Source organism: Variovorax sp. GW531-E2, from assembly GCF_059423125.1.
Map to the genome: position 1 here is coordinate 159848 of NZ_JBWKXQ010000002.1, position 19479 is coordinate 179326.

At 68.1% G+C, this 19479-nt stretch carries 16 protein-coding genes; 2 read left to right on the forward strand and 14 right to left on the reverse strand.

What is annotated here, in order from left to right; translation table 11 throughout:
- Window positions 1-79: 79 nt before the first annotated feature.
- Together AC07XP_RS02210 and AC07XP_RS02215 are read right to left on the reverse strand one after the other, a co-directional pair.
- Window positions 80-733, reverse strand: a complete 654-nt coding sequence (locus tag AC07XP_RS02210; protein ID WP_062480069.1) for a response regulator transcription factor — start codon at window positions 731-733, stop codon at window positions 80-82.
- Window positions 730-2208 (reverse strand): sensor histidine kinase, encoded by a 1479-nt coding sequence (locus AC07XP_RS02215; protein ID WP_495263671.1) that lies wholly within the window; start codon window positions 2206-2208, stop codon window positions 730-732. Before AC07XP_RS02215 ends, AC07XP_RS02210 begins: the two co-directional genes overlap by 4 nt.
- Before the next feature lie 61 nt (window positions 2209-2269).
- Here AC07XP_RS02215 and AC07XP_RS02220 point away from each other — a divergent pair, with 61 nt between their 5' ends.
- Window positions 2270-3334, forward strand: a complete 1065-nt coding sequence (locus tag AC07XP_RS02220) for a DUF72 domain-containing protein (protein WP_495263672.1) — start codon at window positions 2270-2272, stop codon at window positions 3332-3334.
- A 10-nt stretch (window positions 3335-3344) separates the two neighbouring features.
- On the forward strand, window positions 3345-3854 hold the full coding sequence (locus AC07XP_RS02225; protein ID WP_495263673.1) for a GNAT family N-acetyltransferase: 510 nt from the start codon (window positions 3345-3347) through the stop codon (window positions 3852-3854).
- On the opposite strand, the gene AC07XP_RS02230 is transcribed toward AC07XP_RS02225, so the two are convergent.
- From AC07XP_RS02230 to tssM, 12 genes are all read right to left on the reverse strand, one after another.
- Window positions 3851-4402: a GNAT family N-acetyltransferase gene (locus AC07XP_RS02230; RefSeq protein WP_495263674.1), complete on the reverse strand. Its 552-nt coding sequence runs from the start codon at window positions 4400-4402 to the stop codon at window positions 3851-3853. The genes AC07XP_RS02225 and AC07XP_RS02230 overlap by 4 nt on opposite strands.
- Entirely contained in the window at window positions 4389-4823 is a 435-nt protein-coding gene (locus tag AC07XP_RS02235) for a DUF3574 domain-containing protein (protein WP_495263675.1), read from the reverse strand. Before AC07XP_RS02235 ends, AC07XP_RS02230 begins: the two co-directional genes overlap by 14 nt.
- A 20-nt stretch (window positions 4824-4843) precedes the next feature.
- The gene (gene sbcB, locus AC07XP_RS02240; RefSeq protein WP_095745215.1) at window positions 4844-6283 is read right to left on the reverse strand and encodes an exodeoxyribonuclease I; all 1440 of its coding nucleotides are present in this window, start codon (window positions 6281-6283) and stop codon (window positions 4844-4846) included.
- Window positions 6284-7732, reverse strand: a complete 1449-nt coding sequence (cls, locus tag AC07XP_RS02245; protein WP_062471451.1) for a cardiolipin synthase — start codon at window positions 7730-7732, stop codon at window positions 6284-6286.
- Window positions 7733-7832: 100 nt separating this feature from the next.
- Window positions 7833-10154, reverse strand: coding sequence for an ATP-dependent Clp protease ATP-binding subunit ClpA (gene clpA, locus AC07XP_RS02250; RefSeq protein ID WP_062471453.1), 2322 nt, complete (start codon window positions 10152-10154; stop codon window positions 7833-7835).
- A 67-nt stretch (window positions 10155-10221) separates the two neighbouring features.
- Window positions 10222-10581, reverse strand: coding sequence for an ATP-dependent Clp protease adapter ClpS (gene clpS, locus AC07XP_RS02255; RefSeq protein ID WP_062471456.1), 360 nt, complete (start codon window positions 10579-10581; stop codon window positions 10222-10224).
- Window positions 10582-10721: 140 nt separating this feature from the next.
- A complete protein-coding gene (locus tag AC07XP_RS02260; RefSeq protein ID WP_495263676.1) occupies window positions 10722-11303 on the reverse strand; it encodes a hypothetical protein in 582 nt (193 codons plus the stop codon).
- Complete coding sequence (locus AC07XP_RS02265) at window positions 11300-12343, reverse strand: type VI secretion system protein TssA (RefSeq protein ID WP_495263677.1); 1044 nt, start codon at window positions 12341-12343, stop codon at window positions 11300-11302. Before AC07XP_RS02265 ends, AC07XP_RS02260 begins: the two co-directional genes overlap by 4 nt.
- Window positions 12344-12368: 25 nt before the next feature.
- Window positions 12369-13526 carry a type VI secretion system baseplate subunit TssG gene (gene tssG / locus AC07XP_RS02270; RefSeq protein ID WP_495263678.1) on the reverse strand — a complete coding sequence of 386 codons (1158 nt, stop codon included), beginning with the start codon at window positions 13524-13526 and terminating at the stop codon, window positions 12369-12371.
- Window positions 13523-14644, reverse strand: a complete 1122-nt coding sequence (locus tag AC07XP_RS02275) for a TagK domain-containing protein (RefSeq protein ID WP_495263679.1) — start codon at window positions 14642-14644, stop codon at window positions 13523-13525. The genes tssG and AC07XP_RS02275 overlap by 4 nt, the downstream gene beginning before the upstream one ends.
- Window positions 14641-15372: a type VI secretion system-associated protein TagF gene (gene tagF / locus AC07XP_RS02280; RefSeq protein WP_495263680.1), complete on the reverse strand. Its 732-nt coding sequence runs from the start codon at window positions 15370-15372 to the stop codon at window positions 14641-14643. The genes AC07XP_RS02275 and tagF overlap by 4 nt, the downstream gene beginning before the upstream one ends.
- An 18-nt stretch (window positions 15373-15390) precedes the next feature.
- Entirely contained in the window at window positions 15391-19458 is a 4068-nt protein-coding gene (gene tssM / locus AC07XP_RS02285; RefSeq protein WP_495263681.1) for a type VI secretion system membrane subunit TssM, read from the reverse strand.
- Window positions 19459-19479 lie beyond the last annotated feature (21 nt).

Sequence of the window (19479 nt, forward strand, 5' to 3'; positions counted from 1 at the left end):
CTGTGCCGACCACGGTGTCACTGTAAAAAATACGGTCCGCTGCAACCATTCGTACGGCTACGCCCGGCACTCCGTAGAACTACGGAGCGCCCTCTTCTCCCGCGTCCGACGCCAGCACGGCGTAGCGCCGGATCAGCTGCGCCAGCGAGTCGCAGTCGAGCTTGGCGAACAGGTTGGCACGGTGGGTCTCGACGGTGCGCGGCGACAGCGCCAGCACGCGCGCGATCTCCTTGTTGGTGAGCCCCTGCACGATGAAGGCCAGCACCTCGCGCTCGCGCTCCGACAGCTGCGCCACCCGCTCGCGCGCGGCGTTGTCGGCCTGCGATCGCTCGCGCGTGCGCACGTGCTGGCGCACGGCCTGCTGCAGGGCTTCGAGCAGCTGCTCGTCGTCCACCGGCTTCTCGAGGAACTCGGCCGCGCCGGCCTTGAAGGCGCGGCGGCACATCTCGACCGTGCCGTGGCCGGTCAGCATGATCACGGGCTGGTCGACGCCCTGCGCCACCAGCCGGTCCAGCACCGTGAGGCCGCTAATGCCGGGCATGCGCACGTCCAGCACGATGGCGCCGACGCTCGCGCGGTCGAAGCCGTCGATGAAGGCCTGTGGATCGGCCCAGCCCTGCACGCGCAGGCCGACGGTGCCGATCAGCAGCGACAGGCTGTCGCGCACGGCCTGGTCGTCGTCGATCAGGTGGATCAGGGGCGATTGGGGCTGGTCGGCGGTCAACGTGTTCATGTCGAAGGTGCCACCAGTGGCAGCAGCAAGGTGAAGCGCGCACCGCGCGGCGAGGCATTGGCGGCGCTCAGGCTGCCGCCCATGCCGCTGGCCAGCGTTTCGCTCAGGCTCAGGCCGAGGCCCAGGCCGCCTTCGCGCGTGCTGAAGAAGGGTTCGAACAGGCGAGGCAGCGCCTCGGGCGCGATGCCGCGGCCGTTGTCGGTGACGGTCAGCACGCCCTCCTCGCCGTTGCGGCCGACCGAGACCACGAGGCGCCGTTCGGCGGCGGGCACGAGGTCCAACGCCTGCATCGCGTTCATCAGCAGGTTGTGCACGATCTGCTCCAGCGCCACGGCCTCGGCCTGCACGCGCACGGGCGCCTGCGCGCTGGCATCGAACTGGGCCGCCACGCCGTGGCGCGCGAACTCGGGCGCCAGCAGGTGCATGGCGCTGCGCACCACCTCCTGCAGCACCAGCGGCTTCACGTCGCCACCGGCTTCGGGGCGTTCGATCACGCGGCGCAGGCGGCCGACCACGCCGGAGGCACGGCGGGCCTGCTCGACGGCCTGCCCCATCGCGTCGCGCGCGGTGGCGAGGTCGGGCGGGTCGTCGTCGAGCAGGCGGCGCGCGGCCTGGGCGTTGGCCAGCACGGCCGTGAGCGGCTGGTTGAGCTCGTGCGCCAGCCCGGCCGACAGCTCGCCCAGCGCATTGAGGCGCGCCACCTGCCCCAGGCGCAGCAACTCCTCCGCGCGGCGCCGCGCGATGCGCTGGCGCTGCGCGGCCCACAGGCCCGCCAGCAACAGCGCCATCGCCACCGCCCAGCCGCCGATGGTGCGCCACGGCAGCTCGGCCCAGCCGACCTCGCGCTCGGCCACCAGCTCGAACGGCTGGCTCGGCGATGCCAGTTCCTTGCTCAGGCTGTAGCGCCAGCCATGCGCGGCCGACTGGCCGTGTTGCAGCACCAGTTGCTGGCCGTCGCGCTGCAGGACCAGGCGCACGGGACTGCGCTGCGGGTTCATCGGCCAGTCGCGCCAGGGCACCGAGCCGACGAGGTCGATCTCGAGCGCATAGCTCAGCGGCTCCGAGCCGATCACGAGCTGGTAGCGGCCGTGCGCCAGGTCGAGCACGGCCAGGTCGGCGCGGCGCTCGGCGCGCGAGCGGGCCTCGGCGGCGGCCAGCGCGTCGGCGTGCTCGGCATCGGGCCAGGACTCCTCGGCCGCGCGCCGCTGCACGCGCAGGATCGACGAGTACACCGACGGCAGGCGCCGCTCCGGGTAGTCGGCGCCGGCGTTGGGCTCCAGCAGCGCGAGCGTGGCCAGCACGGCGTCGTACTGCACCACCTGCTGGCTCATGAGGCGGTGCGCAATGCGCGCGTCGGTCTCGAAATCCTGCTGGAGCCGGGTCAGCTCGGCGCGCGCGAACCACACGGCGCCGGCGGCCGTGAGCACCACCCAAGCCAGCCACCAACCGCCCCGCGTACGCAACCACTGTGTCATGGCGCGGATTGTGCCCGGCGCCGACGGGCCTCCCCGCTTGGCCGAAAATGCGGACCCAGACATGGCTGACGTGCAGGACTCCCTCTTTTCCGACCTCCCCGAACTTCCGCGCCCGGTTGAAGCGGCCGAGGCGCCGGCGCCTTCGCCGAAGAAGCCGCGCGGCGCCACCGTGAAGCCGGTGGCACCCGACGCGGCCCTGGTCGCCCTCGCCGCCGAGTTGCCGCCGCAGCTGCGCCTGGGCACCTCGTCGTGGAGCTACCCGGGCTGGGCCGGCCTGGTCTGGGATGGCGACTACGCCGAGACCGTGCTCTCGAAGAACGGCCTGTCGGCGCTCGCCCAGCACCCGCTGCTGCGCACCGTGAGCCTGGACCGCAACTTCTACCGCGCCCTCACCGCCAGCCAGTACGCGCGCTACGCGGCCATGGTGCCGGACGACTTCCGTTTCGTCGTGAAGGCCCCGAGCCTCGTGACCGACGCCACCGTGCGCGACGAAAGCGGCCGCGGCACGCAGGCCAACCCGGTGTTCCTGAGCCACGAGATCGCGCTACAGGAGTTCGTGCAGCCAGCGCTCGACGGGCTGGGCCAGCGCATCGGCGCGCTGGTGTTCCAGCTGAGCCCGATCCCCGCGCACCTGCTGGCCGACCAGCCCGCGCTGATCGCCCGCATCGGCGCCATGCTGGCGGCGATGCCCGACCTGAAACCGACCGCACCCGACGCCGTGCTCGCCGTCGAGGTGCGCGACCCGCAGTTGCTGTGCCCCTCCTTCGCCGACATGCTGCGCAGCGTGGGCGCAACCTTCTGCATGGGCCTGCACGCGAAGATGCCGCCCATCGAAGACCAGCTGCCGATGCTGCGCGCCCTGTGGCCCGGGCCGCTGGTGTGCCGCTGGAACCTGCACCGCCGCCACGGCCGCTTCGGCTATGAAGATGCCGAAAAACTCTACGGCCCCTTCGACAAAGTGCTCGACCCCGACCCCGAAACCCGCGCCGCGCTGGCCAAGGTGATCGCCGGCACCACGGGCGCCGGGCAGAACGCCTTCGTCACCGTGAGCAACAACGCCGAAGGCTGCGCGCCGCTGACCATCGCCTCGCTGGCGCAGGACATCGTCGACCGGATCTGCCGCTAGGACGCCCGCCATGCCTTCGATCTCGTTCCGGCCCCTGCAATCCACGGATTTCGCGATGCTCCACGAGTGGCTGTGCCGCCCGCATGTGGCCGAATGGTGGACGCCCGTGCCGACGCTCGCCGAGGTCGAGGCCGACTTCACGCCGATGCTGGCGCCTGACTCGCCCGACCGCGGCTACATCGCGCTGTACGACGGGCAGCCTTTGGGATTCATCCAGTCGTACGTCGTGATGGGCTCGGGCGACGGCTGGTGGGAAGACGAGCGCGATCCGGGTGCGCGCGGCATCGACCAGTTCCTGGCTCAGGCGGACCAATTGAATCGCGGACTCGGCAGCGCGATGGTCCGCGCCTTCACGAACCAGCTGTTCGCCGACCCGGCGGTGACGCGCATCCAGACAGATCCTTCGCCGCACAACGCCCGCGCGATCCGCAGCTATGCCAAGGCCGGCTTCCACGCGCTCGGCGAAGTGACCACGCCCGACGGGCCCGCGTTGCTGATGGTGCGCGAGCGCGGCGACTAAGCCGCAGGCGGCGCAGCGTCGAGGTCGCACCACATGTGGACCTTCGACGAGAACACGCCATCGAGCACGGTGGCCATCGGCTCGACGCCGAAGACCTGGAAGCCGCAGCGCTCGTACAGCGCCTGCGCCGGGCGATTGCCGTCGGTCACCGTCAGTTGCACCACGCGCACGCCGCCGAGCGTGCGTGCATGCGCGAGCAAGGCCCGCACGAGTTGTCGCCCGGCGCCCGCGCGCCGTGCCGATTCCGCCACCACCATGCCGAACAAGGTCGCCTTGTGGCGCGTGCGCTGCCGCGATTCGCGACCCAGCCCTGCCGCACCGACCAGCGCGCCGGCGGCATCGAAGGCGCCGTACACCACCTCGGCGGCATCGGCGTCCGTGCGCAGGCGCGTCTCCCACCACGTCGGCGGCAGGCTGGCACGCTCTTCGACCGTGGAGGTGAAGGCTTCGGGGTGCCGCGCGTAGGCGTCGAGCATCAGCGCGCGGTAGGCCGGCGCGTCGGCGGGAACCAGACGGCGAACGGTAGGAGCGGCTTCAGAAACGGGCACAGACGGACTGCCTTTCCTGCAACACGGCCTCTTGCGCGAAGCGCTGGCGGTAGGTATCGATCAACGCGGCGATGGTCGCGTCGGTCTTCGCGTCGCGCGGGTGCAGCAGCACGACCAGCTTCGAGGGCTCGCGCACCACCTGCCCCGACGCGCCGCGCCACTGGCCGGCGGCGTCGAGCACGGTGAAGCCTTGCGGAAAGGCCGGCGTGACACGGGTGTCGAGAAAGTTGGCCCAGTCGGCGTCGGACACCTGACCACCCGTGGGGATGGCGCGGCCGAAATAGAGGGTGTCGCGCTCGAAGGCTTCGAAGCCCGTGGCGCAGTGGCCGGACGGCCGTGCGGCGCAACCTGCAAGCACCGCGGTGGCCAGCGCGCCCGCCACGCCTGCGCGAAACAGCCGGTGGCGTGCGACGTTGCTCATGCCGGCCCCTCGGTCTTGGTTCAGGCCTCGGGCGCAATCGACTCGGCGTACTCGTACAGCGCGCCCAGGATTTCCTCGCCGCGCTCGTCGGCGTTCTCGGACAGCGCATCGACTTCGCTGAACAGCGCCTCGATGGTGCGGGCCCCGCCCTCGCCCTTGAACAGGCGCGCCACGCGCAGCGCTTCCCAGCGCTCGGCTTCTTCCTCGTTCAACGACTCGGGCCAGTTGCGTGCGCGGTAGCGAAAGAGGATTTCTTCGAGCCGCCCGTCGTCGAAGGCCACGCGCTCCTTGGCGAGCCCCTCGGGCGACAGCCCGCGCAGCTGGTTCAGGCGTCGGCGGTCACCGTTACCGACAAAGCCGCCATAGAGGTCTTCATCGACATCGGGCGTCGCCTCCTTCGGACGGGAAAAAACCTGCGACCAGATGGCGCTCATGTCGGGCAGGTCGCGCGCGATGGCGGCGTGGCGCATGGCGGTGTCCATGTCGACACCCCAGCGCTCGGCCATGGCCGGTGCCAGCGTGCGCAGGTTGCCGACCACCATCGGCGACTTGTTCAGGTGCACGCTCTTCATCGGCAGTCGCGTCATGCCTTCGGGCAGATCGGCGGTGCGCGTGAACAAGCGCAGGCGCAGCGTCTCGGCGTCGAGGTCGCGCAGCTCGCTCGGGTCTTGCGACAGGTCCCAGGCCAGCAGCTCGTTCTTGTTGGTCGGGTGGCTGGCCAACGGCCACATCACGGCCAGGCAGCCGCGCTCGACCGGGAACATGCCCGACACGTGCAGGAAGGGCTTGGCGGTCTCGCGCATCGCGGGCAGGCCGAGTTCCATCGCCACGCGGTCCTTCTTGTGCAGGCCGAAGGCGAAGTCGAACAGCTTGGGTTGCTTGTCGCGGATGAGCCGCGCCAGCGCGATGGTGGCGCGCACGTCGGACAGCGCATCGTGCGCCGACTCGTGCAGCAGGCCGTTGGCGCGCGCCAGGTCTTCGAGCTTGAAGCTGGGCTTGCCGTCTTCCTTCTTCGGCCACTCGATGCCGTCGGGGCGCAACGCGTAGGTCAGGCGCACCACGTCGAGCAGGTCCCAGCGGCCGCAGTCGTTCTGCCATTCGCGCGCATAGGGGTCGATGAGGTTGCGCCAGAACAGGAAGCGCGTGACCTCGTCGTCGAAGCGGATGGTGTTGTAGCCCACGCCGATGGTGCCGGGCTGCGAGAAGGCCTGCTCGATGTGCGCCGCGAACTCGTGCTCGGGAATGCCGCGCTCCAGGCAGACCTGCGGCGTGATGCCGGTGATCAGGCAGGCCTCGGGGCTGGGCAGGTAGTCCGGCGCGGGCTTGCAGTAGATCATCAGCGGTTCGCCGACCTCGTTGAGCTCGGCGTCGGTGCGGATGGCCGCGAACTGCGAGGGACGGTCGCGGCGCGGCACGGCGCCGAAGGTTTCGTAGTCGTGCCAGAGAAAGGTGTGGTTCATTCAGAGCAAGGGAGAAAACAGTCGCGCAATGGCATCGCCGAGGCGGCGCCAGAAAGTCTGCGGGCGGTGGGCGCGCACCGCGCCGGAGCTGTGCAGGTCGGTTTCGAATTGCGCCGCCAGCGGCTGGGTCAGCGCGGGCCCGTAGACCACGGCGCAGACCTCGAAGTTGAGCCGGAAGCTGCGGTTGTCGAAATTGGCGGTGCCGATCATCGCGCAATGGTCGTCGACCACCAGCGTCTTGGAGTGCAGCATGCGTTCCTTGTACTCCCAGATCTTGACGCCCGCGGCGATCAGCTCGTCGAAGTACGAACGCGCGGCGGCGCTCACGATGGCCGAATCGCTGCGGCGCGGCACGAGCAGCCGCACGTCGACACCGCGCAGCGCCGCGCTGGTCAGCGCCATCAGCGCGGGCTCGCCCGGCACGAAGTACGGCGTGGTGAGCCAGGCCCGGCGCGTGGCCGAATGGATGGCCTCGACGTGCATGCGGTGGATGGCCTCGAAGGCGTTGTCGGGGCCGCTGGTGACGATCTGCACCGGGATGTCGCCCGCCTCCACCTGGGGCAGCAGCGCGTCCAGGACGGCGTCGGAGCGGTGCTGCTTTTCGCCGGTGGCGTAGCTCCAGTCCTCCAGGAAGGTGGTCTGCAGCCAGCGCACCGCGCTGCCTTCGATGCGCACGTGCACGTCGTGGTACGCGTCCTTGGGGTTGGTGCGCTTGTCTTCCTCGTCGGTGATGTTCACGCCGCCCGTGAAGCCCACGCGGCCGTCGCACACCACGATCTTGCGGTGGGTGCGGTAGTTGGTCACAGGGCGCAGGCGCCGGCCGATCTTGGTGTCGTGGAATAGCGCCACTTCCACGCCCGCCGCGTGCATCGGCGCCATGAACTTGCGGCCGATGCGCTTGGAGCCGAGCGCGTCGAGCAGCAGGCGCACCCGCACGCCGGCCTGCGCGCGCTCGACCAGCAGGTCGCGCAGCGCGGTGCCGATGCGGTCGGGCTCGAAGATGTAGTACTCGAGGTGGATGTGGTCGCGCGCCGCGCGCACGGCCTCGAAGATCGCGTCGAAGGTGCGCGCGCCGCCCGAGAGCAGCTCGACGCCCGTGGCGCTCGACACCGGCAGGCCGCAGGCGGCGGTGCCCAGCCGGGCCATCTGCTGCAGTGCCGGCGGCGCATGCTGCGAGGCGTCACGCAGCCGCGCCAGGTCGGCCTGCGCATGGGCGTTCGCGCGGTTGCGCAGGCGCTTGAGCCGCTGCTTGCGCAGCCGCTGCGGCCCCAGGAAGTAATAGACGATGAAGCCCGCGAACGGCAGCAGCGCCAGCGACAGGATCCAGCTCATGGTGGACACCGGCGCACGCTTTTGCATCACGATCCAGATCGACAGCACGGCGATGTAGCCGCTCCACGCCAGGGAGAGGCCGGTTTTCCATTCGTGGCTGAGTTCGGGGAGGATCAAGGCAAAAGCGGTTGAAGGCGGGGTGTTTTCGGCCGGCCCAAAGAAAAAGGCCAGCAGCGAATGCTACCGGCCTTTGACTTCGTTCCTCAGAGAGGCGGGATCAGCCCGTGGCTGCTTCCTCGGCTTCGGGCTTCGACTTGCCTTCCTTCTTCGGGATCGGCTGGATGTCGAGCAGCACTTCGTCCTTCTCGTCGAGGTCGACTTCGAGGCGACCGCCGTCGGTCAGGCGACCGAACAGCAGCTCGTCGGCCAGTGCACGACGGATCGTGTCCTGGATCAGGCGCTGCATCGGGCGTGCGCCCATCAGCGGATCGAAGCCCTTCTTCGCCAGGTGCTTGCGCAGCTTGTCGGTGAAGGTGACCTCGACCTTCTTCTCGCTGAGCTGGGTTTCCAGTTGCAGCAGGAACTTGTCGACCACGCGCAGGATGACCTGTTCGTCGAGCGCCTTGAAGTTGACGATGGCGTCCAGACGGTTGCGGAATTCAGGCGTGAACAGGCGCTTGATGTCGCCCATTTCGTCGCCGGCCTGCCGCGCGTTCGTGAAGCCGATGGTCGCCTTGTTCATGGTCTCGGCACCCGCGTTCGTCGTCATGATGATGATGACGTTGCGGAAGTCGGCCTTGCGCCCGTTGTTGTCGGTCAGCGTGCCGTGGTCCATGACCTGCAGCAGCACGTTGAAGATGTCCGGGTGCGCCTTCTCGATTTCGTCGAGCAGCAGCACCGCGTGCGGCTTCTTCGTGACAGCCTCGGTCAGCAGACCGCCCTGGTCGAAACCGACGTAGCCCGGAGGTGCGCCGATCAGGCGGCTCACCGCGTGACGCTCCATGTACTCCGACATGTCGAAGCGGATCAGCTCGATGCCCATGATGTAGGCCAGCTGCTTGGCCGCTTCGGTCTTGCCGACGCCCGTGGGGCCGGAGAACAGGAACGAGCCGATCGGCTTGTCGCCCTTGCCCAGGCCCGAGCGTGCCATCTTGACCGCGGAGGCCAGCACTTCGAGTGCCTTGTCCTGGCCGAACACCACGCTCTTGAGGTCGCGCTCGATCGTCTGCAGCTTGCTGCGGTCGTCGTTGCTGACGTTGGCCGGGGGAATGCGCGCGATCTTCGCGACGATTTCCTCGACCTCGGTCTTGCTGATGGTCTTCTTGCGCTTGCTCGGCGGCAGGATGCGCTGGGCGGCACCGGCTTCGTCGATGACGTCGATCGCCTTGTCGGGCAGGTGACGGTCATTGATGTACTTGGCGCTGAGCTCGGCTGCAGCCTGCAGGGCCGCCACGGCGTACTTCACGCCATGGTGTTCCTCGAAGCGCGACTTCAGGCCCTTGAGGATGTCGACGGTTTCCTGCACCGACGGTTCGACCACGTCGACCTTCTGGAAACGACGCGACAGGGCCGCGTCCTTCTCGAAGATGCCGCGGTATTCCGTGAAGGTGGTGGCGCCGATGCACTTGAGCTGGCCGCTGGAGAGCGCCGGCTTGAGCAGGTTCGACGCGTCGAGCGTGCCGCCCGAGGCTGCGCCCGCACCGATCAGGGTGTGGATTTCGTCGATGAACAGGATGGCGTTCGGCTTGTCCTTGAGCGACTTGAGCACGCCCTTCAGGCGCTGTTCGAAGTCACCGCGGTACTTGGTGCCGGCCAGCAGCGCGCCCATGTCGAGCGAATAGACCTGCGCCTCGGCGAGGATCTCGGGCACGTCGCCCTGGGTGATGCGCCATGCCAGGCCTTCCGCGATCGCGGTCTTGCCCACGCCGGCCTCGCCCACGAGCAGCGGGTTGTTCTTGCGCCGGCGGCACAGGATCTGGATGACGCGCTCGACCTCGTATTCGCGGCCGATCAGCGGATCGATCTTGCCGTCCTTGGCAAGCTGGTTGAGGTTTTGCGTGAACTGTTCGAGCGGCGAGGCCTTCTCGTTGCGTTCGCCGCCGCCCTCTTCGCCCTCGCCCTGAGGCGCTTCGCCGCTGCCCTTGACGGCTTCCGGTGGATCGCTCTTCTTGATGCCGTGGGCAATGAAATTGACCACGTCCAAGCGGGTGACGCCCTGCTGGTGCAGGTAGTACACGGCGTGCGAATCCTTCTCGCCGAAGATCGCGACCAGCACGTTGGCGCCGGTGACTTCCTTCTTGCCGTTGCCGGTGGACTGCACGTGCATGATGGCGCGCTGGATCACGCGCTGGAAACCCAGGGTGGGCTGGGTGTCGACATCATCGGTACCCGCCACTTGGGGCGTGTTGTCCTTGATGAAGTTGGTGAGCGACGCCCGCAGGTCGTCGACGTTCGCCGAGCAGGCGCGCAGAACTTCCGCGGCGCTCGGGTTGTCCAGCAAAGCGAGCAGCAGATGTTCCACGGTGATGAACTCGTGGCGTTGCTGCCGGGCCTCGACGAAGGCCATGTGCAAGCTGACTTCCAGTTCCTGGGCAATCATGTGATTTCCTTTTGCCTTGCTGTAAATAAGTTCTCAGATGGGTTGGAGCGCGTGCAATTCAACTGGTTCACGCGACCGGTTCGCTGACACATTGCAGCGGGTGCCCTGCCTGCTGCGCGGCCTCCATCACCTGATTGACCTTGGTGGCCGCCATGTCGCGGGAATAAACCCCACAGACACCCCGGCCATCGAGGTGGATCTTGAGCATGATCTGGGTCGCCGTCTCTCGGTCCTTGCTGAAGTATTCCTGCAGGATGACGATCACGAACTCCATCGGCGTGTAGTCGTCGTTCAGCATGACGACCTGGTACATCTGGGGCGGCGCCGTTTTTTGCGGGCGGCGCTCCAGAACGACCGAATCTCCGTCGTCGCCCGCCGGTTTCTGCGCCGGTGGGGTGCTGGGAGTTTTGGGAATTCTCGTTGCCATGAAAAAGATTCTATAGAGCGTGCAAGCACCGTGCCGACGCCAACAGACTTGGTGACGCCTATTCGACAAATCAAGAGGCATGCGTCGTGTACGACAGCACGAAGACAGACGTAAAAAAACCGGCAGGTTGCCGGTCTTTTTTACAGATTGCGCAGAACGGGACCTTTGGGCGCCGGCAATTTCCGGCCCGGCACCCGGGTCGGAACCGGCAGATCGGGCGGCAAGGCGTCGATTTCTTCGTCGGTGAGTTCGCGCTCGGGGGCCGATTCTGCCTCCGGGTCAACAGCGGTGGGCAGGGCGAGCGGGACCGGCGAGTTCTGCGGCTCCGAATCCTCGTGAAAGGCGGGGCCTGGTTGCGATCGCGGCCGCTGTGTGGGGAACGGTGCAACGGGCGGCGCAACCGGCCCTCCTCTTCTGCCCGCCAAAGGGGGGAGCGCTGGCGACAACGCCTGCCATTCAGCCATCCGCCGCGCATCTTGCTCAGCCTGCCACCGCGCCAGTGCCAAGCGTTGCGCTTTCTGATGTGCGGTCTGCTGCTGCCCAAGCAGCGCCAACTCGGCGCGGATCATCAGTCGCACCTGTTCGCGCTCCGAATCCGAGGCACGGCGCTGCGCGTCGAGTTGCCTGCCGAGCCTGTGCGAGAACACCCAGAGGCCCAGCAAGGCGCCGGCGGCGCCGACCGCGAAGCAGACGACAAGAAAATTGGCCTGGATCAGCGTCACAGCGAAGCCTCCTCGTCGGCGTCCCACTTGCGCAGCAGATCGAGTGGAATGGCATCGGCCACCTGGGAAAACCGCAGGCCGGTCATGCGTTCGGCCTGCTTGAGCAACACGGCGACAGGACTGCTTGGTTCGTGGTTCTCGAACCATCGGCGGGCCTTGCGAATGTCACGCAGGATGTCGTCGCGTGTCGCCAGGCCCTCACCGGCTGGCGTGCTTGCCGGCCACGACGGGAGTGGGTCAGGCCTTGCCGCGGCCACGACAGGCGGCGCCGACGACCCGGTTCGCTGGAATGGGGCCAGCAACCGCACCAGCGCATGCAGTGGAGGCGCGTCCAGCCCCAGGTGCTGGGCGGCCCAGGCGACGATCTGCGCCGCCGCCTCTGCCGCTTGCGCCAACAGGCGCAGCGGCGCTTGGTCGTCGCCTGACGCAGCGGCCGCGAGGTCTGCCAACTGCTGCGCCATGGCCTCCGGACTGGCTGCGTCCGGCGCCCGGGGCATCGCAAAGGCGCGCTCGACTTCACGCACCGTCAGGTGCCGCGCGGCATTGGCGGCAATGACCACCTCGCGCACGTCGCTCAACAGGCCCTCCGGATCGGCCAATGCAGCGAGCGCATTGGCACGCACGGCCGGGTCGCGCTCGCCTTCGATCACCAGCTGGGGGTGCACCGCTTCGGGCCAGGTCCGCAGCGCCTCGACCAGCAGCACCAACGACTGCGCAAGCCCTGCCGCCTGCGCCAACCGGGTGCGCGCGCGGCACAGCCAGACAAAGAGATTGATGTCCCGCGTCCGCAACAGCAGCCGGCGGCAGTCCCGTTCGATCTCGGCCCAGTTCGGCGCGTCGGGGGCTCCGACGAACTGCCCGTATTGCGCATCGCCACGCGGGGACATGCGCGCCAGCAGAACGGCGTACTCGGCGTCGTACTCCAGGCTGGGGCCGCATGGCGCTGTCGCGCTGAAGGGGGACAGCCGGTCGCCCGCCTCGCTGGGGGCGCGCGTGGCGTAGGCGGTGGGCTCGGCGTCGGTGTGGATGGGAGCAGTCATGGAACAGGTTCTCGCAAGGAAAGATTCAGCGCGCCGCGGCCGCGTGGCCGTGATGGCGCGAGCCGATGTACGCCTCGGGCTCGAACACCATGCCGACGGTGTAGCCGGGCGTCGAACGCGGCGCATCGACGGCAGGCCGCCCGTCTTCCGCGCGGCCGGAACCGCCGAGCCAGGTGGACCACCCGAGCTTCTCGGCGTCGTCGAGCCGTGCCGGCGGGGTGCTGTCGTTGCGCACACGCAGTTCCACCTCCCAGACGAATTCGTAGCCGACAAAGCCCCGCACCCATTCGACGAGCAAGCCCAGGTCCTGCCCCTGAGGGGTGAAACGCAGGTACTGCTCCAGGCTCAGTGGGCCGAGCACGAGGCGGAACTTGTTCTGCCGGTCGGCCACGACCTCCCCCGCCATGGCCCCGACGCCCATGATGCTGGAGGTCCGCGCGCGCCCCAGGTGGCTCTGGTCTTCGGGATCGATCCGGATCCAGTGGCGCACGAATTCCTGCAGCTGCACGGGCACGGTGAAAAAGTGCGCCAGCGTGGCGGCCAGCCCGTCGGGATTGCGGGCTTCGCGGGCCAGGTGGGTCGAGGCCGCCAACCGGGCGTGCGCGGGCAGCACCGAATCGCGGATCTCGAGCGGGTCGTGCCCCGTCAGGCGTGCGATGTAGCGGCTGAACGCCTCGTCCTCCGACCGGTCGAGCCCGGCAGCGGCCTGCCCTTGCGCCCACGCCCGGTACATGTGCGTCAGGTAGCGGTGATGGAACAGGTCGAGAAAGTCCGCCAGGGTGCTGTCGTTGTGGTTTTCCGTGCGGTCCCGCACCAGCTCGGTGTAGTGCAGCGGCAACGGGCCGTTGGGGCCCAAAAGCCCGAGGCCGTACAGGCGCACGACCGGCAGCGTCGGGTTGTTGCCGGACCGCGTCGGCGACGCCCCCGGCACCCGGCGCTCCGACTCGCCGGGCAGCACCACGCTGGCGATTTCACGCGGCGCGAAGGTCAAGGCCGCCGCCTGCCCCAAACGGAACGGCTCCTGCTGGGGGCGCCTGGCCAAGCCGACGGGGGGATGCTGCAGGTAGGACGCGCCGAAGCGCCTCAACAGGGACAGGAAGCCGAACCTCCACGGCGCACGCCGCAATCGTCCCAGCATGTCTTGAAGCGTCCCGTCGGGGGCAGTCTCCGGGGATTTCGTCATGGCTTCCCCTCGCCTTCGTCGCTGTCCACGCGGTGCGGCGTTGTCGACCCCAGGTGAAGATGGCTGTCCGGCGACAGGTCATGGTGCTCTTGCCGTGTCAGGTTGGGCAATGGTGCACGGCTGTCGCGCGCCAGTTCCGGGGCGAACAGGCCCAGCACGTCCTCGGGCACCTCCTGGTCAAGCAAGCCTGATCTCACGAGGGGCTCGAAGTCTTCGATGATCCGGTCGATGCCCTCGCGCGGCAGCAGGATGTCGCGCAGCAACGGGTACGGCTCGGCCTGCCGACGCAAGTCATCGAGCGTCGGCGCGGCTTCGTTGCCCGATGCCAGCAGGCCCTCCCAGTCGACACGCCCCGAGAGTTGAGCGGGATCGCGCACGACGCGGACGAACTCCTCGTGCAGTTCGTCGAGCAGGCTGGCCGGGCGGCCATCGCCACGGGCCGGCGGGCTTGCCGGACGCACGGCAGGTCGTGTTTGCCCAGCCGCGGGCGCGTCACCGAGCAGCCCCGCCAGGACATCGGCAACGGGCGACGGCTGCGCCCCCGCGATGTCGAGAACGCCGAACGGGTTCGCCAGCACATCCACGTGTTCGTCGCCCTCGCCGCCCTCCGGAGGGTCGTTGAAGGCCAATACACGCAGATCAAAGGGCGGCGCGTCGGACGCGGACGCGGACGCGGGCGTGTGCGACGCCGCGCCCCGGTCGCCATCGGCGGACGCGCGCCGGCCAGGCGCCTGCGTGCCCGGCTGCCTCACGTCGGCCGGGGCGCCTTGCTCGACCGTGAAACGCAACAGCCCGAGTTCCAGCGTGTCCCCCGGCGCGACCGGCACGCTCGCTCCTGCGGGTACGCGCTCGCCCCGGCACACGCACATCAGCGTGTGGCTGCTGTTCGTCAAACGCCATTCCCCCGCACTGTCGCTCCATGCGATGCGGCACAGATTGGCCGCGCGCCATTGCGCTTCGCTCTGACGCTCCCCGCACAGCTGGAGCGCATCGGCCATGCCGGCGCCGGAGGGAGGGATCGACAACGCGCCACGCCGCGGCTCCCCGTTGCTGTGCGTGAGCTGCAGGCGCAACGGGGTCTTTTCGGGGTCGCCCTCCCTTGTCTCCATGCGGATCATGGTGCGTCCCCCCACAGCTTCTGCAATCGGTTGGCCGCTCCGATGAAGCGCCCTTGCGCGTCCTGCTGCCAGAACGCCATTTCCGCCCGGGCTCCCTGCAGACGGTTCGGCCAGTCAGCCCACGGCAGAAAGCGAACGCCTTGCAGCGCCGCGGCGGGATCGTCCGGCAGCGCGGGCCCCGCCCCACGTTCGAGCAATGCCTGCATCTGCCTGCGCCGATGCGCGCGGTTGCTCTCGTCCTTCAATGCCGCACGCCCGTCCTGCGACGGTTGCGCGCGCCACAGCGCCCGCACCGTGCGCTCCAGCACGCGCAGATCGGCCGCTCCCTGGACACAGGCATGACGGGCCACGGCACGCGCAAGCCAGAACTGCCAATCCAGGGGCTCCTGCACCTGAGCGCCGAAGTGCGCCTGCGTCCAGCGCGGATGCGCCAGTTGATAGACGAGCAACGGGTGGTGCCGACCTACCTTGTCGACGGAGGGCGCGATCACCCCCAGCACGAAGCGCCGGCGCGCGAACGCCAGCGTCCCTGGCGGAAGCACGAAGGCGACGGGAATCGCCACGGCACGTGCCGTGGCGTCCGCCCCGACATGGCGGCACTGCTGGGCCAGCCAGGGCATCCACGCGTCCGGCTCCCCGTGGCGGACGCCGCTGCGAACGAAATCCGCATGACCGGGAAGTTTTCCCCAGATGGCGGGCGGGGTGACGTGCCACGCGGCACGCAGCATGCTCCACATCCGCATGGGTCAGGCTGCGCGTCCAGGGCAACGAAAGCCCTTGAGCACATCGCTACCGAGGGGATTCGGCTGACTGCCCGAACTGACATCGATCAACGCCCTGCGGCCGTCGAACGCATATTCCACGCTCAATCGCCCCGGCGTGGCCGTGCTCACGATGCGCCCTTTCTCCAGGAGTCGAAACAAGGCCCACGGCCCATGGGCCAGGAGGGTCGAGGTCGGATTCGAAATGCGAGGGTTGGCCGTGATCTCCGCCATCGACCCGCCGCGGGGCCCCGGCCAGTTCACGGCAAAGGCCTGCACCGGGCCATGAACGTAGCGCTGCCCTTGCCCGTCGATGTCGATGACCAGTTCGGTGATGCTGGGCTCGAGTTCGAGCACACGCAGGTCGATCTTCCAGGCCAGCTTCTTGCCACCCGCGTCGCGGAAGAACAGGTCGCGAATCTGCTGTGCGCGGTAGAAGGCATCGAGACTCGGACCACTCTGGGCCAGCAGCTTGAGCAATTCACCGAGCAAGGTCGGGCCGGAAGTGGCCGGCTTCAGTCCGGCGCCGTTGCCTGCCGCCGCGTCGATGCCGACCATGGCATTGGCCACATTCGGATCCTTGTAGCGCCACGGCCGCACGCTCATGTCCACATAAGGGGCAAGGTGCTTGTTGAAGAACTCGTCCGCCGCACCGCCGGCAGCGAACACCAGCGAAAAGTCTTCGATGGACGCGTCCTGCGTCACGGCGGCCAGCGGGTATCGCCCTTCCACGCCGCGCTTGCAGGGCTCGCTGACCTGCATCGCCATCAACCCCATGATGCGGTCGAGCTGCAGTTGAGCCTGGCTGCGCAGGATGCCGGTGGAGCCGAGCATCACCTTGTCGCCACCGCTTGCGGCCAGCGCCGTCAGCACCTCACGAAAGGGCGCCGGCAATTTGCCGGCCTCCAGCTTCAAACGGGCGCCGACCTCGGCACCTCCGGGAGGCAGGCTTCCGGCTGTGAGCGCCGTGTCTGCCACGACCAGCAAGGTGTAGAACTCGTTCAGCAGGCCAGAGATGTTTTCGAGCCCCGGCTTGCCCGCGGCGGCACCGGCGCTGGTCACGCCAATGTCGGCCTGCCCCGTGACGACCTCGCGCAGTGCGGCGAAGCGGTTGTCGACGATCTGCTTTTCAAGCCGCTCCTCGGCCCGAATGCCGAGGTTCCTGCCGATGGCGTTGGTCTGCTTGTTCAGTTCGTCGGTGGCCTTGTCGAGGAAGCCTTTTTCCTCCTGCGTGCGAACCACCAGCGGGCGCGACAAGGTGGTCTCGCGGGCCGCCGCTCGCGCCAACCGGGCCAGCGGAGAGTCAGGGGCGGCAAGCTGCCGCAGCACGCTCAGATCGAAGCCCAGGCTCGTTCCCGTGGTGTCGCTGCCGCTCACGGTGCGGATCGACTCGAGAAACGACTCCCAATGCTGGGCGTACTCCGCCAAATACTGGCGCCGGATGTCATCGAGCAGCGGATCGTTGCGCAACTTGCGGGCCGCTTCATCGAGCAGCGCCGGTGTTTTCATTTGCGTGACCAAGGTCGCGCCGCCCTGCGCGCCGCGACCCATGACCCATGCATCGTCGTCGAGGGCCCGTACCACGAATTCCGGCAAGCGCTTGTTGAAGACTTCGTGGTAGCCGTCATAGGTGAACAAGCCTGCCACCCCTTTTTCCAGGGGCAACCCGCCTGCGCGGGAAAACACGGTCCCGGCTTGGGGTCCGACCGCGCGCACCAGAGTGAACTCCTGGGGCGCCTCGGACAGCATGGCGGCCTTGGCCCGTTCATAGACGCGCTGACTCGAGGTATTGCTGTCCAGGAAGTTCTGTACCGCGCGCACCAGCGCCTCGTTGGGCAGCGATGCGGACTGCACCGGTCGGGCACCGGAGAACAGTGCCGTGACATGCCCCACCATCGATGCCCGGCCGCCAAAGGCGGCAGCGCTGTCGGCCCTCTCCCAATCTTTCAGCACCCAGTTGCGTACATCCTGCGCACCGCCCTGCATGTAGCGCTCCTTGTCGTGCAGCAGCTTGTAGACGCGCAAGACCTCGTATGCGGTCTTGGCATCGCCGTCATTCATGCTCTGCTTCAGCACGCTCTCCATGCGCTGCAGGACAGAGGGAAGCAGGGTGTGATCCTGCAGCTGGGCGTAGGTATCGCTGGCCGCATCCAGCACCGGAGGCACCGTATAAAGGCCGTAGAGAAAGCTGCCGGGTGGGTTGTCGATGTCGAGGCCCGAATAGCCCGGCAACTCGCGCGCCCCGCTGAGCACGTCCGGGACCCCTGCAGGCTTGAAATCGGCGAACAGCTGGCGTACCTGCACGGTGAGCGCTTCGGCGCGCTGGCCCACGGCGCTCAGGTACTGGCGGTTGTTGCCGAAGCTCAGGGCCAGCGCGCCGGCAAGCCACAGGAAGATCACCACGGCCAGCGCATGCCCCGTGAGACGCAGCAACCGGAAGCGGAACTCCCAGCGCAGATTGGGGCGCACCAGATGCGCCTCGGGAATGATCACCTTGGTCAGCAGGTCCTGCAGAAAGAACCCTTGCTGTCCCCGCATGGGCGAGGCCATTCTTCCCGGTGGCTTGACCCCCTCTTCGTTGCCAGCCGCAGATGCGCCGCCCGCTCCCAGGCCCAGACTGCGCTGCAGACGCTGAAACAGCGTGCCGGCATCGGCAGGCATTTCCAGGTCGGCCTGGGCGCCACTCGTGAAATAGACACCACGCAGCGTGTCGTGCAGCTGGGTTCCGTCGAAACGCGACGCCAGGAACATCTCGTCGAGCATCGGCACCAGGAGCGCCGACATGCCGGCCAGTTCCTGGGGCAACGCGAACAGGCGCTTCCTGCGGTCGACGTCGAATTCCTCGTTCAACCGGGCGCGCAAACCCGCCGCCAGGCGGTCCTTGAGCAACGCCAGCTCCGCCTCGATCTGGGCGCGCAGCGGCTCGCGGTCGCGCACCGCCGCGCGCGAACTCTGGATGCCGTGGAACGGCAGCGTGAAGCCCCAGGTCTGGGTGCGGCCTTCACTGGTGAGGGATTGGAAGTACTCGCTGAAGCCCCGCAGCAGATCGATCTTCGTCACGATCACGTAGACCGGGAAGCGGATGCCAAGCTCCTGGCGCAGATCAGCCAACCGGTCTCGCACCATGCTTGCATGCTCTGCGCGTTCCATCTCGGACATCGTGAGCAGCTCGGCCGCATTGAGCGCGACGATGACGCCGTTGAGCGGCGCGCGCGTGCGGTGCTTGCGCAGCAGCCCCAGAAATCCCCGCCACTCGATGGGGTCCGAGACCGGGTTGCTTTCCTGCGTGGTGTAGCGGCCGGCCGTGTCGATCAACACGGCCTCGTTGGAGAACCACCAGTCGCTGTTCAGCGTGCCGCCTTCCGACCTGAGCACCATGCTTCTGGACGCGTGCCCCATCTGGCGCGCCAAAGGAAACTGCAGTCCGGCGTTCAGGAGCGCCGTCGTCTTGCCCGCGCCCGGACTGCCGACGATCATGTACCACGGCAGTTCGTAGAGGTAGCGCTTGCCCTCCAGGATCCGGCGAAGCCCGCCGCGCCCACGCAAGCCCTTCAGTTGGGCCAGGGCGCGGGTGACCGTGGCGGTGACTGTCTTGAGCTCCTCTTTTGCGCTGTCGTCCTTGTCGGCATCCTGGCCAAAGCGCAGGAACTTCGCGAGCAGATCGTCGTTGTTGCGCAAGGCCTGCCAGAGACGGTAGAGCCAGTACACCGCGTACATCACAAGGATGGCGCAGATGACCATGGTGCGCACCCAGAGCGGCGCCAATGGCTTCGCCGCCCCGATGGCCAGCAGAGGCCCTGCATGCCATACAAGCAGGCAGAGCGCTGCCACGCCCAACAGGCTGTAGGGGCCCGACACCATCCAGAGAAGGCCGAGCACGAGCAGCATGACGATGAAGGTCACGCGCACCCCGACCGAGGCGAAGGGGCGAAGTCCATCCACCGCGAGCAGCGGGCCGATGAACCAGATCGCGAGGGCCAGCAGCACCATCGCGAGGAAGGCCAGCATCTGTCGGGAAAACAGGAAGGCCAGGAACTGTTTGAGATATTGCATGAGTGATGGATTCCTGCCTTG

Bases quoted from the DNA above. Each gene is read 5' to 3' on its own strand.
- AC07XP_RS02210 (WP_062480069.1), bottom strand. From the start codon at position 733: ATGAACACGTTGACCGCCGACCAGCCCCAATCGCCCCTGATCCACCTG.
- sbcB (WP_095745215.1), bottom strand. From the start codon at position 6,283: ATGAACCACACCTTTCTCTGGCACGACTACGAAACCTTCGGCGCCGTG.
- tssM (WP_495263681.1), bottom strand. From the start codon at position 19,458: ATGCAATATCTCAAACAGTTCCTGGCCTTCCTGTTTTCCCGACAGATG.
- AC07XP_RS02275 (WP_495263679.1), bottom strand. From the start codon at position 14,644: ATGATCCGCATGGAGACAAGGGAGGGCGACCCCGAAAAGACCCCGTTG.
- clpS (WP_062471456.1), bottom strand. From the start codon at position 10,581: ATGGCAACGAGAATTCCCAAAACTCCCAGCACCCCACCGGCGCAGAAA.
- tagF (WP_495263680.1), bottom strand. From the start codon at position 15,372: ATGCTGCGTGCCGCGTGGCACGTCACCCCGCCCGCCATCTGGGGAAAA.
- AC07XP_RS02265 (WP_495263677.1), bottom strand. From the start codon at position 12,343: ATGACTGCTCCCATCCACACCGACGCCGAGCCCACCGCCTACGCCACG.
- AC07XP_RS02225 (WP_495263673.1), top strand. From the start codon at position 3,345: ATGCCTTCGATCTCGTTCCGGCCCCTGCAATCCACGGATTTCGCGATG.
- AC07XP_RS02235 (WP_495263675.1), bottom strand. From the start codon at position 4,823: ATGAGCAACGTCGCACGCCACCGGCTGTTTCGCGCAGGCGTGGCGGGC.
- AC07XP_RS02220 (WP_495263672.1), top strand. From the start codon at position 2,270: ATGGCTGACGTGCAGGACTCCCTCTTTTCCGACCTCCCCGAACTTCCG.
- tssG (WP_495263678.1), bottom strand. From the start codon at position 13,526: ATGACGAAATCCCCGGAGACTGCCCCCGACGGGACGCTTCAAGACATG.
- AC07XP_RS02215 (WP_495263671.1), bottom strand. From the start codon at position 2,208: ATGACACAGTGGTTGCGTACGCGGGGCGGTTGGTGGCTGGCTTGGGTG.
- clpA (WP_062471453.1), bottom strand. From the start codon at position 10,154: ATGATTGCCCAGGAACTGGAAGTCAGCTTGCACATGGCCTTCGTCGAG.